The 13,343-nt window shown below is 65.2% G+C and carries 16 protein-coding genes; 7 read left to right on the forward strand and 9 right to left on the reverse strand.

All coding sequences use genetic code 11. The features are described from left to right. Nucleotides 1–325 precede the first annotated feature (325 nt). Nucleotides 326–1,027: an acyl-CoA synthetase family protein gene (locus NMP98_RS08830; protein WP_254861144.1), complete on the forward strand. Its 702-nt coding sequence runs from the start codon at nt 326–328 to the stop codon at nt 1,025–1,027. 65 nt (nt 1,028–1,092) lie between these two features. Here the strand turns inward: NMP98_RS08830 and NMP98_RS08835 are convergent, their stop codons facing one another. Then, nucleotides 1,093–1,587, reverse strand: a complete 495-nt coding sequence (locus tag NMP98_RS08835) for a peroxiredoxin family protein (RefSeq protein WP_254861145.1) — start codon at nt 1,585–1,587, stop codon at nt 1,093–1,095. A gap of 122 nt (nt 1,588–1,709) precedes the next feature. On the opposite strand from NMP98_RS08835, the gene NMP98_RS08840 reads away from it, so the two are divergent. Continuing rightward, the gene (locus tag NMP98_RS08840; protein ID WP_178916345.1) at nt 1,710–2,120 is read left to right on the forward strand and encodes a Rieske (2Fe-2S) protein; all 411 of its coding nucleotides are present in this window, start codon (nt 1,710–1,712) and stop codon (nt 2,118–2,120) included. On the opposite strand, the gene NMP98_RS08845 is transcribed toward NMP98_RS08840, so the two are convergent. The 6 genes from NMP98_RS08845 to NMP98_RS08870 all read right to left on the reverse strand — a co-directional run bounded on the left by NMP98_RS08845 (nt 2,107) and on the right by NMP98_RS08870 (nt 7,097). After that, on the reverse strand, nt 2,107–2,988 hold the full coding sequence (locus NMP98_RS08845) for an aminotransferase class IV (protein WP_254861146.1): 882 nt from the start codon (nt 2,986–2,988) through the stop codon (nt 2,107–2,109). The genes NMP98_RS08840 and NMP98_RS08845 overlap by 14 nt on opposite strands. Next, the gene (locus NMP98_RS08850; RefSeq protein WP_254861147.1) at nt 2,973–3,557 is read right to left on the reverse strand and encodes an anthranilate synthase component II; all 585 of its coding nucleotides are present in this window, start codon (nt 3,555–3,557) and stop codon (nt 2,973–2,975) included. The genes NMP98_RS08845 and NMP98_RS08850 overlap by 16 nt, the downstream gene beginning before the upstream one ends. After that, complete coding sequence (locus NMP98_RS08855) at nt 3,554–5,041, reverse strand: anthranilate synthase component I family protein (RefSeq protein ID WP_254861148.1); 1,488 nt, start codon at nt 5,039–5,041, stop codon at nt 3,554–3,556. Before NMP98_RS08855 ends, NMP98_RS08850 begins: the two co-directional genes overlap by 4 nt. Before the next feature lie 50 nt (nt 5,042–5,091). Then, nucleotides 5,092–5,706, reverse strand: coding sequence for a helix-hairpin-helix domain-containing protein (locus tag NMP98_RS19445; protein ID WP_303049598.1), 615 nt, complete (start codon nt 5,704–5,706; stop codon nt 5,092–5,094). A 73-nt stretch (nt 5,707–5,779) separates the two neighbouring features. After that, nucleotides 5,780–6,574 carry a shikimate dehydrogenase gene (locus NMP98_RS08865; RefSeq protein WP_254861149.1) on the reverse strand — a complete coding sequence of 265 codons (795 nt, stop codon included), beginning with the start codon at nt 6,572–6,574 and terminating at the stop codon, nt 5,780–5,782. 46 nt (nt 6,575–6,620) lie between these two features. Then, nucleotides 6,621–7,097, reverse strand: coding sequence for a pyruvoyl-dependent arginine decarboxylase (locus NMP98_RS08870; protein ID WP_197424914.1), 477 nt, complete (start codon nt 7,095–7,097; stop codon nt 6,621–6,623). Nucleotides 7,098–7,182: 85 nt separating this feature from the next. Here NMP98_RS08870 and NMP98_RS08875 point away from each other — a divergent pair, with 85 nt between their 5' ends. The 4 genes from NMP98_RS08875 to NMP98_RS08890 all read left to right on the forward strand — a co-directional run bounded on the left by NMP98_RS08875 (nt 7,183) and on the right by NMP98_RS08890 (nt 10,477). Further along, nucleotides 7,183–8,508, forward strand: a complete 1,326-nt coding sequence (locus NMP98_RS08875; RefSeq protein WP_254861150.1) for a D-aminoacyl-tRNA deacylase — start codon at nt 7,183–7,185, stop codon at nt 8,506–8,508. A 138-nt stretch (nt 8,509–8,646) separates the two neighbouring features. Further along, nucleotides 8,647–9,819, forward strand: coding sequence for a cell division protein FtsZ (gene ftsZ, locus NMP98_RS08880; protein ID WP_156708731.1), 1,173 nt, complete (start codon nt 8,647–8,649; stop codon nt 9,817–9,819). Between the two features lie 44 nt (nt 9,820–9,863). Beyond that, nucleotides 9,864–10,037, forward strand: a complete 174-nt coding sequence (locus tag NMP98_RS08885) for a protein translocase SEC61 complex subunit gamma (RefSeq protein WP_178916336.1) — start codon at nt 9,864–9,866, stop codon at nt 10,035–10,037. Further along, nucleotides 10,037–10,477, forward strand: a complete 441-nt coding sequence (locus NMP98_RS08890) for a transcription elongation factor Spt5 (protein ID WP_197424917.1) — start codon at nt 10,037–10,039, stop codon at nt 10,475–10,477. Before NMP98_RS08885 ends, NMP98_RS08890 begins: the two co-directional genes overlap by 1 nt. 75 nt (nt 10,478–10,552) lie before the next feature. On the opposite strand, the gene NMP98_RS08895 is transcribed toward NMP98_RS08890, so the two are convergent. Next, nucleotides 10,553–11,800, reverse strand: coding sequence for an RNA-guided endonuclease InsQ/TnpB family protein (locus NMP98_RS08895; RefSeq protein WP_156708733.1), 1,248 nt, complete (start codon nt 11,798–11,800; stop codon nt 10,553–10,555). 296 nt (nt 11,801–12,096) lie between these two features. Here NMP98_RS08895 and NMP98_RS08900 point away from each other — a divergent pair, with 296 nt between their 5' ends. Continuing rightward, nucleotides 12,097–12,852 carry a PHP-associated domain-containing protein gene (locus NMP98_RS08900; protein WP_254861151.1) on the forward strand — a complete coding sequence of 252 codons (756 nt, stop codon included), beginning with the start codon at nt 12,097–12,099 and terminating at the stop codon, nt 12,850–12,852. On the opposite strand, the gene NMP98_RS08905 is transcribed toward NMP98_RS08900, so the two are convergent. Further along, the gene (locus tag NMP98_RS08905; RefSeq protein WP_254861152.1) at nt 12,849–13,343 is read right to left on the reverse strand and encodes a metal-dependent hydrolase; all 495 of its coding nucleotides are present in this window, start codon (nt 13,341–13,343) and stop codon (nt 12,849–12,851) included. The two genes, NMP98_RS08900 and NMP98_RS08905, sit on opposite strands and share 4 nt — an antisense overlap.

The raw sequence follows: 13,343 nt of genomic DNA on the forward strand, positions 1-13,343 counted from the left end.
TCGGCGCGGCGGAACCGCTCGCGCCTGCGGCGCTCGCGGATGCTCTACTGGCCGAAGTTCGAACCACCAGCTCGTCCGAGCATTCATATATCAAAACGAGACCATCCGCCGTATGCGCTGCCCAGCGACCGACGGCCGTTCGGCTACCGTGCGGCTGGCCGTCGAATTCGGGATGGTGCTCCCACTGAACGCCGCCTGTTCGCTACCTACTCGCCACTGCTGGCACGTTCGGTGTCGTCGAGGAACGCCGCGACTCGTCGGTGTGCGTCCATGGCCTCGGGACCGTCCCGGCGGAGTATAAACGCCCGGCGTTCGTAGTCGGGGTATGGACGTACTCGGGGACGCAATCGACCGACAGCGCCGCACATCCGACACCGCGCTTCGAGCGCCGGCAGTCGGCCGAGCCTACGACTACCGACGGTTCTGTACGAGCGCGTGGAAAGTCGGGAACTTCCTCCGGCACCTCGGCGTCCGGAGCGGGGCGGGCGTCGCCGTCGCCGACGACCCGATTCCGGAACCGGTGTTGACCTTCTACGGCGCCGCGTTGCTCGGAGGCGTCGTTCGGTTCGACCCGGCGGAATCGGTCGGCGACGACACGCGCGCGCTCGTCGTCCCTGTAGCGGACCTCGGCGAGTACGACGCCGGACCCTCCACGAAACAAGTCGCCTACGGCGGTCAACCCGACGACCCCACGGTCTCGTACTTCGAGCGCGACGTGTGGAGCGAGAACCCGACGGAACCGCCGGACCACATCACGCCGTCGGACCCGTTGCTGGCGACCTCCGAGGCGACGTACAGCCACGGCGACGTTCTCGGTGCCGCAACCGAAGTGATCGACGACCACGGAGTCGCCTCCGACACAACGGTCGCGGTTCGGGGGTCGTTCACCGCCCCGGGCGTCGTCACCGCGGGGTTGGTCGCACCCATCGTGGCTGGCGGAACCGTCGTCGTCGGCCCGGGAGCAGAGGGAGACCTCGTCGTCGGCGGACCGAACAGCGACATCGCCGTCGGGACGCTGTTGGGCTGACTGCTGGCAGTCGTGGAAATCCAGCGTTAGGCGACGTATCGTCGATATTTAAGCCATCGTTCGTCTCAATCGATGTCGCGAACGTCATCAAGAAACTCGTCGACACCTGGCCGGTCACCCGGCGTCTTCCCTTCGTACGTTTTTGCTACAGTGGGTTCGCCGTCCGTCGTATCGAAGACGACCGCAAGCGGCATCCGTCCCACGAGGTCGTGAAGCGACCCGAGTGCACCGAATCGGGTCGGTTGGTCGTATTCGTCGCTAACGGCCTTCGAAGGGTCCGCCAAGAGCGGAAACGGCAGGTCGTATTGGCGGTGCCACTCCGCAGCGCGGTCGACGGGTTCTGGCAGTACCGCGACGACTGCAGCGTTCGCCTCCCGGAACGCTTCGTACCGAGCGGCGACGTCCTGGACCTGCTGTCGACACTTCGTGCAGTGGTAGTCCCGCTGGAACAGGAGGACGATACTGTCGGTGTCCGAATCGGTGGCGGCCTCCGAGAACTGGAATCGGTCGGGGCCAGCGGCAGCGTTCTCCAGTTCGAAATCGTGTGCTGACGTGTTCATCCATTGAAACCATCCGAACAGGGTGGACTTGTCGTTCGCGCGCTCGTGTGAGCGTCGCGGAAAACCGGAGTGCGGTCGCCGGCAGTCGGAAGGCTTGAACCGGCCCGGGTCGTGGCCCGGATATGGCCGAGGAGCGCATCGCCGACATCGAGGAGGTTCCCGAGGACTCGACGCTTCTGTTTACGGTTCGGGAGGGCTTCGACGAGAAGGAGGTCGTTCTCGTTCGACTGAACGGCGACATCGCCGCGTGGCGGAACTTCTGTCCCCACTGGACCGACGTGCGACTCGACAAGGGAAGCGGCGCGGAGTTCCGCGACGGCGAAGTCGTCTGTACGCGTCACGGCGCGACGTTCGAACCCGATTCCGGACACTGCACGTACGGCCCCTGCGAGGGGTCGTATCTCGAAGAAGTCGACGTCGAAGTTCGTGACGGTGGCGTGTATCTCGCCGAAGACGACTACGAGTTCGACCACGTCGGGCCCAAGAGCGACCGCGACCTCTCCTCCGGACGTATCGGCTTCAGCGGGAATTAGCGTAACAGCGCGTTTCGACCCGCTCGTCGTAGAGCCGTTGAAGCAGCGTCGTCAGCGGTCCACCGCCGATTTCGATGCCGTCGAGCGTCGCAATCGGCCGGAGTTCCCACGTCGAGTTCGTCAGGAACGCCTCGTCGGCGTTCCGCACGTCGTCCGGCGTGTATCGCCCCGTCCGAACCGGGAAGTCCTCGGATTCGGCGAGTTCGATGACCACCTCTCGAGTGATGCCGGGGAGAATCGACCCCGTTTCGGGCGTCTTCAGCACGCCGTCGTCGACGAAAAACAGGTTGCTCGTCGCCCCCTCCGCGACGTGGCCGTTCGTGTCCCGCATCAGCGCCTCGTCCGGTCGGTACCCCTCGTTGGATGCCCGCCGGAGTTCAAGGCGAGCGAGAATGCCGTTGAGGTAGTTGTGGGTCTTGGCGTTGGACGGCACCGCACTGTCGGGGATTCGCCGCGTCTGCACCGACTGAACGACGGCGGGGTCGTCCCAGACGCGCTGGCCGTCGACGCCCCCGCGCGGGAGCGGTTTCACGTACACGACGACCGTGGGGTCGACGTCTTCGTCCGGCGTCAGTTTCCCGGGTTGGACTCCCCTGCTCACCGAGACGCGAACGTAGGCGTCCTCGAAATCGTTGGCGTCCAGCGTCTCGGCGACGCGAACCGCGAGGTCGTCGGGGACGGCATCGGCCATCCCGAGCGTCTCGCAGGTTCGATGGAGCCGTTCGACGTGGCGGTCCCACGCGAACACCTCGCCGCCGTAGGCCCGACACGTCTCGAAGGCAGCGTCTCCGTATCGAAATCCGCGGTCGTCGACGCTGACGGTCGCCTCGTCTCGGTCGCGTAGTGTTCCGTTTACGTGGTACTGCATCGTGTACAGAACGTCGCAATCATGCGCTCACCGACCTCGGTGAGGATGCTCTCGGGGTGAAACTGCACGCCGACGTGGGGCTTGTCGCGATGGCGGACACCCATCACGACGCTCCGTTCGTCGTCGGTATGGGCCGTCTCTTCGAGAACCGACGGGATGTCACCACGCTCGACGGCGAGGGAGTGATACCGGCCGACCTCGAATCGCTCGGGGAGCGCTTCGAAGAGTCCCCGACCGTCGTGGGTCACCGAGGAGGGTTTCCCGTGGACGACGTCGGGCGCGTGGCCGACCGCGGCGCCGTTGGCGGCACACAGCGCCTGATGGCCCAGACAGACGCCGAGTGTCGGATAAGAGAGTTCCGCGAATATCGGCACAGACACGCCCGCTTCCGACGGCGTACCGGGGCCCGGCGAGACGACGATTCCGTCGGGCTCTAAGCTTCGGATGTCCTCGACCGTTATCGCATCGTTGCGTTCGACCACAACGTCCGCATGTGTGCCCACGTACTGGACGAGGTTGTAGACGAACGAGTCGTAGTTGTCGACGACGAGAATCGTGGGCGCCGTCATCGCTCCGTCGCCCCCACGGTGAGCGTGGTTCGTTCGTCCAGCGCCGCATCGAGGGCCTTGACGAGGGCACGACCCTTGTCGAGGGTTTCGTCGTACTCGCTGTCGGGGTCGGAGTCGTGGACGATACCGGCGCCCACGCGGAGGTAATACCGGTCGGCGTGGCGGACGAGTGTACGGATGACGATGTTGAGCGTCGCGCGGTCGTCGAAGCCGAAGACGCCGATGGCACCGGTGTAGGGGCCGCGCGAACTCCGTTCGACCGAATCGATTATCTCCATCGTCCGCGGTTTCGGCGCGCCGGTAATCGTTCCGCCGGGGAAGACGGCCGCGACGGCGTCGGCCAGCGAGCAGTCCGCCCGGCGGCGCCCCTCGACGAGACTGACGAGGTGCATGACCTCCGAGTAGCGGTCGACGCGGCGGTACTCCCGAACGTCGACGCTGCCGTACTCGCTGACCTTTCCGAGGTCGTTGCGTTCGAGGTCGACGAGCATGGCGTGTTCGGCCCGCTCCTTCTCGTCGCCGAGGAGGTCGGCTTCGAGTTCGGCGTCGGCCTCGGGGGTCTCCCCGCGCGGTCTGGTGCCGGCGATGGGTTCGGTCAAGAGTCGGTCGCCCTCGACATCGAGGAGGAGTTCGGGACTCGCGCTGACGAGGTCCACGCCCGGAAACTCGACGAGCGCCGAGTACGGCGCCGGGTTCACTCGCCGGAGCGCGGCGTAGGCGTCGACCGGGTGTACGGCCGCCGGCGCCGAGAGCCGCTGAGAGACGTTGGCCTGAAACGTGTCTCCCTCGTGGATGTGCTCCTTGACGCGACGGACGCGCTCGGCGAAGGCCTCGCGCGTACACTCGGAGTCGAACGTCGCACGGGAGCGCTCGGATGGCGGCCGGCCGACCGAGCGGTCGCCGGCGATGGCTCGGGCGACGAGGTCACGGGCGCGGCCGAGCCCCCACTCGTAGGCGGCATCGACGCCGTCGTGTTCGTCGAGTCGCGGACACGCGGTTACTCGAAGCGTAGCCTCGCTCGTCCACGGCTCTTCCCACGCGGCCACGCGGTCGTACGTCGCCACCTGAAGCCGCGGTAAGCCGCGGTCCTCCTCGGCGTCGGAGAGTGTCTCGAGTTCGCGTGCGATGTCGTAGGAGAGCCACCCGAAGGCGCCACAGGGGTACGGCACGGTACAGCCACCGCGTGTGAGTGACTCTCCGGAAAGAAGCCCGTCGAGGGCGGCGAGTGACGGTGACGCAGACTCGGGGGAGACCGCGTCGGCTGAGACGGTGAGCCGCTCGATTGGGTCCGTCGCAAAGTACCCCCACCCGGACTGTCCGCCGGTAGTTTCGAGGAGTACGTCGCCGCCGTCGCCGTTGCGCGCCCGACGGTACGCCTCGAAAGGGTCGGCGACGCGAACACGGAGTTCGACCGGAACCCGCGCGTCCGGAGGGGCGTCGGCTGCCGTCGAACGGAAATCGGCCCGGTCGGTGACGACTCGCATCGATGAGAGAAAAGCGCCCGTTGGGTAACCGTTTTGCGGTCGCTCCTGCCTCAGAGGTCGGCGGCGTTGTCCTGCCAGCCGCTGATGCGCTTCGGCGAGAGGTCCGTTTCCTCTGCGAGTTCCTCGGGGTCGGCATCGAGGAGGTCGGTGACGCTGTCGATGCCGGCGTCGTTGAGCCGGTTCGCGTAGGCGGGGCCGATACCGCTGACGTTCTCGACCGGGACGCTACCGCCCTCTGGTTCGTCGGGGACCGGGCCGGCCGCCTCGGCCGGTTCGGCGGCCGAAGTGTCCGTACCGCTGTGGTTGGTCACATCGGTTCCGGTTTCGGCTGGTTCCGCCGAAACGTCCTCGTCGGTCGGCGGTTCCTCGGTCATCGAGCCCGTAGACGCGCTGGCGTCCGTGCCCGCCGCAACGGCGTCGTCGCTACCTTGGTCGACCGATTCGTCCGCGTCGTCGGTCTCCGCTTCGGCCGGTTCCTCGTCGGCTTCGGCTGCTTGCTCGTCGGTTCCTTTCACCGCTGCTTCGTTGTCGGCGTCCGGCTCCGGTTCCGGTTCCTCCTCCGGTTCGTGTTCGACGGTCACGTTCGTCGTCTCGGTGGACTCCTCCTCGGTGGAGTCGCTGGAGCCGAGGCCCAGCATGGTCCGAATGAGTTTGGTGATTGGCATGTACGAAAATACGTGTTGGACAGTACTTAAACCCCGCCGACTCCCGCAAACACCGCGATGTCGCCGTTTCGGTTCAGAGCGACGCTCTCAGCGCTTCGTTCATGACATCGACCGGTGCATCCCGGTCGGTCCACAACTCGAACGCCTCGACGCCCTGAAACAGCAGCATCCAGGCCCCGTCGATAGTCCTCGCGCCAACCGCGGACGCCTCCCGAAGCAGTCGCGTCTCGATGGGGTCGTAGACGGCATCCAGCACCGCGAGGTCGGCGTGGAGCGCCGCCTTCGGAACCGGCGTCTCGTCGGATTCCATCCCGACGCTCGTCGCGTTGACCAGTACGTCCGCATCGGCCAGCAGCGAATCGAGCGCGTCGAGGCCGTGGGCGCTCGCGTTCGGCACCGCGTCGGCGAGCGTCTCCGCGCGCGAGACGGTTCGATTGGCGATGTGAACGTCCACCCCCTCGTCGGCGAGGGCGAAGGCGGCCGCCCGCCCCGCACCGCCGGCACCGACGACAACCGCGGTTCCCGAAAGCGACACGTCGTGGTGCTCGAAGGCCCGGATGACACCGGCGGCATCGGTGTTGTGCCCCGTCGGCTCCCCCGAGAAGTCGACGGTGTTCACTGCGCCGATGCGCTCGGCCAGCGGGTCCGGGTCGACGAGCGCCAGCACGTCCTCTTTGAACGGGATGGTGACGTTGAGTCCGCGAACGCCGAGCGCGCTGGCGCCGTCGAGGGCGAGACCCAGCGAATCGCGTGATGGCTCGAACGTCACGTAGCGAGCGTCCATCTCCAGGGCGTCGTAGGCCGCCTCGTGCATCGGCGGCGACAGCGAGTGACCGACGGGGTTTCCGATGAGACCGAACACGTCCATACCGCCGCCTCGCGGCGGACCCATACAAGCGTGTCCGTTCGACACCTCACTCGTCGTGAATCCACGGCACGCGGAAGCCGGGGTAGACGGCCGCGACGACGACCGAACCGGTGTCCTCGACGGTGTGTCCCCGGACACACAGCGTCTCCTCGCGCCAGTCCCACTCCCGGAGTTCTTTCGCCCCCGCCAACGACGCCCTGAGTTCCGCTCGGACCTCGGTTTCGGAGTCGCCGGTAGCTTCCATGAACACGCCGCCGCTGGGCGAAGTGGCCCACCCGAGACCGGCCGCCAACGTCTCGCCGTCGGTCGAACTCGACCGCTCGGCGAGGACGACCGAGACGGGCGTTCCAGTCGGTGCGGACTGTTCGTGACGCCCGGCCTCGACGACCGTCGCGTCAGCGGGAACGACCGACGACAACTGCAGGAGGTTGTAGTTGTGGACGCCGGCCTCGGCCAGCGCAGCGTCGAAGGCGCTCAACTCCGTCGGGGCTTCGGCGGCCCCCCAGACGACATCGATTTCCATTGTGAATCCGTCGTCGGCGAACGGTCTTAGGCCCTCCCATCGAGTACACCGACGGCCTTTATCCGGGTCGTCACCAAGCCCGCCCATGCTCGCAGTCGTCGTCTCCCGGGCCGACAGCGCTTCCGAACACATCGGTGAACGATTGCTGGACCGCGAGGAGTGGACCGAACACGAAGACGAAAGCCGTTCCGAGGGGAAAGGTGGCGGGACCTACTACCGCACCGACGGCGCCGAACTCCGCACGTTCGAGGACCTCCATCTGTACCTCGACGGCGCTGCGGCGGCGTTCGACGACCCCGACATGCTCGTCTTCGCCTCGCGACACTCCGGGGACACCGGGCCGCTGCTGACCGCACACGCGACCGGTAACTTCGGCCCCGCCGAGTACGGCGGGGGAGAAGGCTCGCTCGCCCGAGCCGCGCCGAACGCGCTCAAACACGTCCGTGAGTCGTTCGCGGAGTACGCCCCCGAGGGCTACGATGTGGGTATCGAGTGCACCCACCACGGCCCGAGTCTCGTCGGCTGTCCGTCACTGTTCGTGGAGTTGGGTAGCGGTGAAGACGAGTGGGCCGACCCGGCCGGCGCCGAGGCCGTCGCCGAAGCCATCCTCGACCTCCGGGGCGTCGACCCCGCAACCGAACGAACCGTCGTCGGGTTCGGCGGCGGCCACTACGCACCCCGGTTCGACCGGATACTGACCGAAACCGACTGGGCGGTCGGTCACATCGCCGCCGACTGGTCGCTCGACGACATGGGTGACCCCGGCGAAGCGAAGGCGGTCATCGCGAAGGCGTTCCGGGCCAGCGGCACCGAGTTCGCGCTCCTCGACGGTGACCACCCCGAGTTGGAAGCTGTCATCGACGACCTCGGATTCCTTTCGGTGTCAGAGACGTGGCTCCGGGAGACGACAGGCGTTCCCCTCGAACTCGTCGAAGAACTGGAGCGTGACCTCACCGCCATCGACGATGGCCTCCGGTTCGGTTCCCCCGCCATCGATTACGACGGCGAGTACGTCCTCGAGGAACTCCCCGAAGAACTGCTCGAGGAGGCCAACGGCGTCGACCGCGAGGCCGTTCTGGAGGCCGTCTCCGAGCGCGCACTCGCCTACGAGACGCTGGAGGGGGCCTCACTCGTCGGCGGCCCGGTGGCGTTGCCCGAAACCGGCAGTTACCGAAACATCGTCGAGTCCCTCGCGGCCGTCCTCGAATCGAAGTACGACACCGTCGAGGTACGCGACGGCGAGGTGTTCGCCGCGCGGGCGGTGTTCGACCCCAAACTCGCCCGGGACGCCGGTATCGAGGAAGGGCCGGCGTTCGGACGGCTCTCGTCGGGCGAAAGCGTCGAAGCCGACGGCGAGACGGTCGAACCGGCCGACGTTCGGCGCGCGCGAGAGCAGCGCTTCGAGTTCTGACCCGACCGGTTTTATATCGTCGCTACTGGTTTATCGGCTGAACCGAGTCATGAGGCCGAACATCGGTCGATTTCGTGCGACGGGCGTCAGACATCGGGGAAAGATACTTTATCCGCGTGCGCAACAGCGGCAGGCATAATGGACTCGATTATCGAGGACGCTATCGGCGAAGCCGAAGAGGATGGGGAGGCGCCGGCTGGGGAGCCGGCGTCGGCCGGTTCCAACGGGACCGGAGCCGAGACCGACGCCGACGTGAAAGGGTCGGGAACGATGACCGACGAGGAACTGGCGAGCGTCGTCAAGGACCTCGAAACGAAGATTACCGTCGTCGGCTGCGGCGGCGCCGGCGGCAACACCGTCACCCGGATGTCCGAGGCCGGCATCCACGGCGCAAAACTGGTCGCCGCCAACACCGACGCCCAACACCTCGCGACCGAGGTCGAAGCCGACGAGAAAATCCTCATCGGCCGCCAGCGAACAGGCGGTCGCGGCGCCGGTAGCGTCCCGAAAATCGGCGAAGAGGCCGCCCAAGAGGACATCGAGGACATCACGAAGTCCATCGACGGTTCGGATATGGTGTTCATCACCGCCGGCCTCGGCGGTGGCACCGGCACCGGTTCCGCACCGGTCGTCGCACAGGCCGCCCAAGAGAAGGGCGCGCTCACCATCGCCATCGTGACGATTCCGTTCACCGCCGAGGGCGAACGGCGGCGAGCCAACGCCGATGCCGGTCTCGAACGGCTCCGTGCCGTCGCGGACACCGTCATCGTCATCCCGAACGACCGACTGCTCGATTACGCGCCGAACATGCCGTTGCAGGACGCCTTCAAAATCTGTGACCGCGTCCTGATGCGCAGCGTCAAGGGCATGACCGAGCTCATCACCAAGCCCGGACTCGTCAACGTCGACTTCGCCGACGTGAAGACCATCATGGAGAACGGCGGCGTCGCCATGATTGGACTGGGCGAGAGCGATTCGGAGAACAAAGCCCAAGACTCCATCCGGTCGGCGCTCCGGTCGCCGCTGCTCGACGTGGAGTTCGACGGCGCCAACAGCGCACTCGTCAACGTCGTCGGTGGTCCCGACATGTCCATCGAGGAGGCCGAGGGCGTCGTCGAGGAGATTTACGACCGCATCGACCCCGACGCACGCATCATCTGGGGCGCCTCCGTCAATCCCGAGTTCGACGGCAAGATGGAGACGATGATCGTCGTGACGGGTGTCGAAAGCCCCCAGATTTACGGCAAGAGCGAGGCCGAAGCCGAGCGCGCGATGGCGGAGGGCGGCGACGACATCGACTACGTCGAGTAGCGACAACCAACAGGTAGAAAACCCCTGAGCAGGAACGGGAGGACATGAACACGCCGAAAGACCTCTCGTCGTACGTTCGGGTGCTCAAACTCGCGAGCACGCCGTCGTGGGACGAGTTCTCGAAGGTGTCCACCATCGCCGGCATCGGCATCCTGCTCGTGGGCTTCATCGGCTTCGCCATCTTCGCGATTATGACGTTCGTCCCCGGAGGGCCCTGATGTCGTCGGTTTACGCAGTCAAGACCACCGCGAGCCAGGAGCGGACGGTCGCTGACATGATTATCAGCCGCGAGGAGCCCGATATCCACGCCGCCCTCGCGCCGGACTCGCTGACCAGCTACGTGATGGTCGAAGCCGACGGACCGGCCGCCATCGAGCGAGCACTCGAAGACATTCCTCACGCCCGCAATCTGGTCCCCGGCGAATCCTCGATTACCGAGGTCGAACACTTCCTGAGCCCGAAGCCGGATGTCGAAGGCATCGCGGAAGGCGACATCGTCGAACTCATCGCCGGCCCGTTCAAAGGCGAGAAAGCTCAGGTCCAACGCATCGACGAGGGGAAAGACCAGGTCACCGTCGAACTGTACGAGGCGACGGTTCCGATTCCGGTCACGGTCCGCGGCGACCAGATTCGCGTTCTCGACAGCGAAGAGCGGTAAACTACCCCACCCTACTCCCTCGGCGCTCCGCGCCTCGGTCCTTGAGGGTGGGGTTTTGATGTGGACTCCCAGCAATCAATCGCCAGCAATCGGCTGGTGATTCTCGCCGTTCAACGTCCCACCATTTATACGCAGGTCTACTTCTGCGTCTCCGCTCCCCGGCTTGGGCGAGGAACGGAGTCTGTGTGTCTGCTTTCGAGCGTACCGTAGCCCGATATTTTTCGCACCGTTGTAGTCCGCGTTCACCTCATACCCACACTTCTGGCACTCAAAGTGTTCTCCGTGGCGGTTATTCTCGTGTGTGAACCCACAGTCCGTTCGAGAACAGCGTTGGGATGTGTGGTTCGGCTCGACCTGTTCCACGGAGACCTCCTGTTCAGGGGCTTTGTAGGAGACGTACTCAAGCAGGCGTCGGAACGCCCAGACGTGGTGCCACTTTGCGTGTGGAAGCCGCTCTCGAATGTCGGTTAAATCCTCGAACGCAATCACGTCGCAGTCGTGAGTGAGGGCTTCCTCGACGAGTTCGTTGGCGACCGTGTGGATGTATTGTTTGCGCCAGGCTTCTTCACGCTTCCCGAGGCGAAGCAGGGCCTTGTGTGCGGCCTGCGTGCCGCGCCGTTGCATCTCGCCACGTCGCTTCTCGAACTCACGACACCAGTGGTCGTAGTCGTCCCCCTGCCAAAACGTGCCGGTTGAGGACACAGCGAGGCTATTGACGCCGAGGTCGATACCGAGGACCGTTTGGTCGGGGTGCCCGGTGTCTTCCGAAACCTCATCGTCACCGTCTGTTCGCCGCGTCGAAAGATTGAGGTAGAACTCGTCAGTGGCCACGTCGTACCGAAGCGTACTCTCGCGGAACTCGTAGTTCTCGGAGAGTACGTACCGCTCGTAGGGCGTCGGACTGTCTGCCGGGAGAACGAACGACGGTTCGACTCGGCCCTCAACAGTTGCCAGCGACACCTTGTTCCGGTAGAAGGTCGCGCTCCGCGTGTCGTAGTCCATCGTTTCGGCGGTGAACGTCGGTTGAGAGACGCGCTGTCCCTTTTTCCACCGTTCGACACACGCTTTGACAGCTTCGACAGCGCGTTTGATAGCGGCTTGGACAAGTTGGGCCTGTAGGTCTGTCTCCTCTCGAAGTTCGGAGTAGAGCGCGTCACGGACCTCTCGTTTGTTGGTCTTACACTCGGTATAGGAGGTGTCGGACCAACAGTAGTCGGCGGTTCGGTTCGCGCAGTACAGGTATTGCTCGGCGGTTCGGTGGAGTGCGTCGCGTTGCTCGTCGGAAACGGCGATTTTCACGACGGCGGTTCGACGCACACCCATGTTTTCAGAGAACACCCGACGGTACTTATAGACTTGGGGGTCGAACGGTCATAGTGTGGCGGTTGTGTCGTACCATGTCGGTTTCCTCCCCGACCTACTCGCTCACTCCGTTCGCTCCTTGAGGTTGGGGGCTCCACCTCGAAAGTGCTGATGGACGAGCAACTCCTCTACGGCCTCGTCTTCGAACCCACAGCCAGCGATGTCACTCTCCCACATAGGCTGGGACTCGGCACGGTGGCCTAAAAGCGTTCGCGCCGAATCGGAACCGCTAACGGCACCGCGTCGATAGCCGGCGTATGGACGAGTTCCGCGTCGACGCCCACGTGAAGGTGCTCGACGAGCAGGTCGCCGAGCGCGCGAAACGACGGGGTCTCGACGCCATCGTGTACGCGCCACACTTCAAGCGACTCCCCGACATCGAGGCACGCGCCGAGCGGTTCACCGACGACGAACTGCTCGTCGTTCCCGCACGCGAGGTGTTTACCGGCGACTGGCGGAATCGAAAGCACGTCCTCGCGGTCGGACTCTCCGAGCCGGTTCCGGATTTCATCAGTCTCGAAGGCGCGCTGGCCGAGTTCGACCGACAGGACGCGGCCGTCCTCGCCCCCCACCCCGAGTTCGCGACGGTGAGTATGGAGGCCCACGACCTTCGCGCCCACGCCGACCGACTCCACGGTATCGAACTGTACAACCCGAAACACTGGCAGCACCACAACGAACGCGCACGGGAGTTACAGCGGGAGTTCGACTTGCCACCGTTCGGGTCGTCGTACGCCCATCTCCCGGGGACCATCGGCGAGGTGTGGACGGCCTTCGAGGAACGATTCGACACCGTCGCGGAACTCACCGAAGCGTTTCGGGAGGATGCGCCGCGGAAGGTGTTCCACCGAGACGGCATCGAGCACCGACTCCGGTGTGGTGCCGAGTTCCTCCATCTGTTCTACGAGAACACCTGGGAGAAAATCGACCGACTGTTCCTCTCCGGGACGGAACCGACCCACCCGGACCATATCGCCTACGAAGGCCGCTTCGACGACGTCAGCGTCTATTAGAGTACCGCGTTCGTGATTTCGGCGGCCGTCGGCAGGTCGATGTACTGCGGAAGGACGTGGATGACGGCGGCAGCCACGACGAGTTCCAGCCCCGTAATCACGAGCGTGACGATGTTGGCGAACTTACTGGAGGTGGTGACGCCGGTTGGGAAGCCGTACTCGTCGCTCAAAAGCGGGTAGAACAGCGCGATACCGCGCTTGCTGCCGACGATATCGAGGACATAGTGGGTGAGAACCCCGACCCAGACGTACTGTAGGTTGTCGAACACCACCGGGAACGCGAGAAACAGGAACAACACCGGGAGGTTGTGGAGCGTCTTGCGATGCTTGCCGAACGCCGTGTCAACGTCGGGAAACAGCGCTCCGAGCGACAGCGGGATGGTGACGGCGACGACCGCCCGTAGGGTCTCCAGCGTTCCGGACGGTTCGAGGATGAAGCCGAGACCGATGCCGAGTGCAATCGCGTTCAGGACGTGTCCTTCTTTGTCCAT

The sequence above is a fragment of the Natronomonas gomsonensis genome (assembly GCF_024300825.1).
Lineage (GTDB): Archaea > Halobacteriota > Halobacteria > Halobacteriales > Haloarculaceae > Natronomonas > Natronomonas gomsonensis.

Bases quoted from the DNA above. Each gene is read 5' to 3' on its own strand.
- NMP98_RS08840 (WP_178916345.1), top strand. From the start codon at position 1,710: ATGGCCGAGGAGCGCATCGCCGACATCGAGGAGGTTCCCGAGGACTCG.
- NMP98_RS08865 (WP_254861149.1), bottom strand. From the start codon at position 6,574: ATGGACGTGTTCGGTCTCATCGGAAACCCCGTCGGTCACTCGCTGTCG.
- NMP98_RS08890 (WP_197424917.1), top strand. From the start codon at position 10,037: ATGTCGTCGGTTTACGCAGTCAAGACCACCGCGAGCCAGGAGCGGACG.
- NMP98_RS08835 (WP_254861145.1), bottom strand. From the start codon at position 1,587: ATGAACACGTCAGCACACGATTTCGAACTGGAGAACGCTGCCGCTGGC.
- NMP98_RS08885 (WP_178916336.1), top strand. From the start codon at position 9,864: ATGAACACGCCGAAAGACCTCTCGTCGTACGTTCGGGTGCTCAAACTC.
- NMP98_RS08855 (WP_254861148.1), bottom strand. From the start codon at position 5,041: ATGCGAGTCGTCACCGACCGGGCCGATTTCCGTTCGACGGCAGCCGAC.
- NMP98_RS08830 (WP_254861144.1), top strand. From the start codon at position 326: ATGGACGTACTCGGGGACGCAATCGACCGACAGCGCCGCACATCCGAC.
- NMP98_RS19445 (WP_303049598.1), bottom strand. From the start codon at position 5,706: ATGCCAATCACCAAACTCATTCGGACCATGCTGGGCCTCGGCTCCAGC.
- NMP98_RS08850 (WP_254861147.1), bottom strand. From the start codon at position 3,557: ATGACGGCGCCCACGATTCTCGTCGTCGACAACTACGACTCGTTCGTC.
- NMP98_RS08895 (WP_156708733.1), bottom strand. From the start codon at position 11,800: ATGGGTGTGCGTCGAACCGCCGTCGTGAAAATCGCCGTTTCCGACGAG.
- NMP98_RS08875 (WP_254861150.1), top strand. From the start codon at position 7,183: ATGCTCGCAGTCGTCGTCTCCCGGGCCGACAGCGCTTCCGAACACATC.
- NMP98_RS08845 (WP_254861146.1), bottom strand. From the start codon at position 2,988: ATGCAGTACCACGTAAACGGAACACTACGCGACCGAGACGAGGCGACC.
- ftsZ (WP_156708731.1), top strand. From the start codon at position 8,647: ATGGACTCGATTATCGAGGACGCTATCGGCGAAGCCGAAGAGGATGGG.
- NMP98_RS08900 (WP_254861151.1), top strand. From the start codon at position 12,097: ATGGACGAGTTCCGCGTCGACGCCCACGTGAAGGTGCTCGACGAGCAG.
- NMP98_RS08870 (WP_197424914.1), bottom strand. From the start codon at position 7,097: ATGGAAATCGATGTCGTCTGGGGGGCCGCCGAAGCCCCGACGGAGTTG.
- NMP98_RS08905 (WP_254861152.1), bottom strand. From the start codon at position 13,343: ATGGACAAAGAAGGACACGTCCTGAACGCGATTGCACTCGGCATCGGT.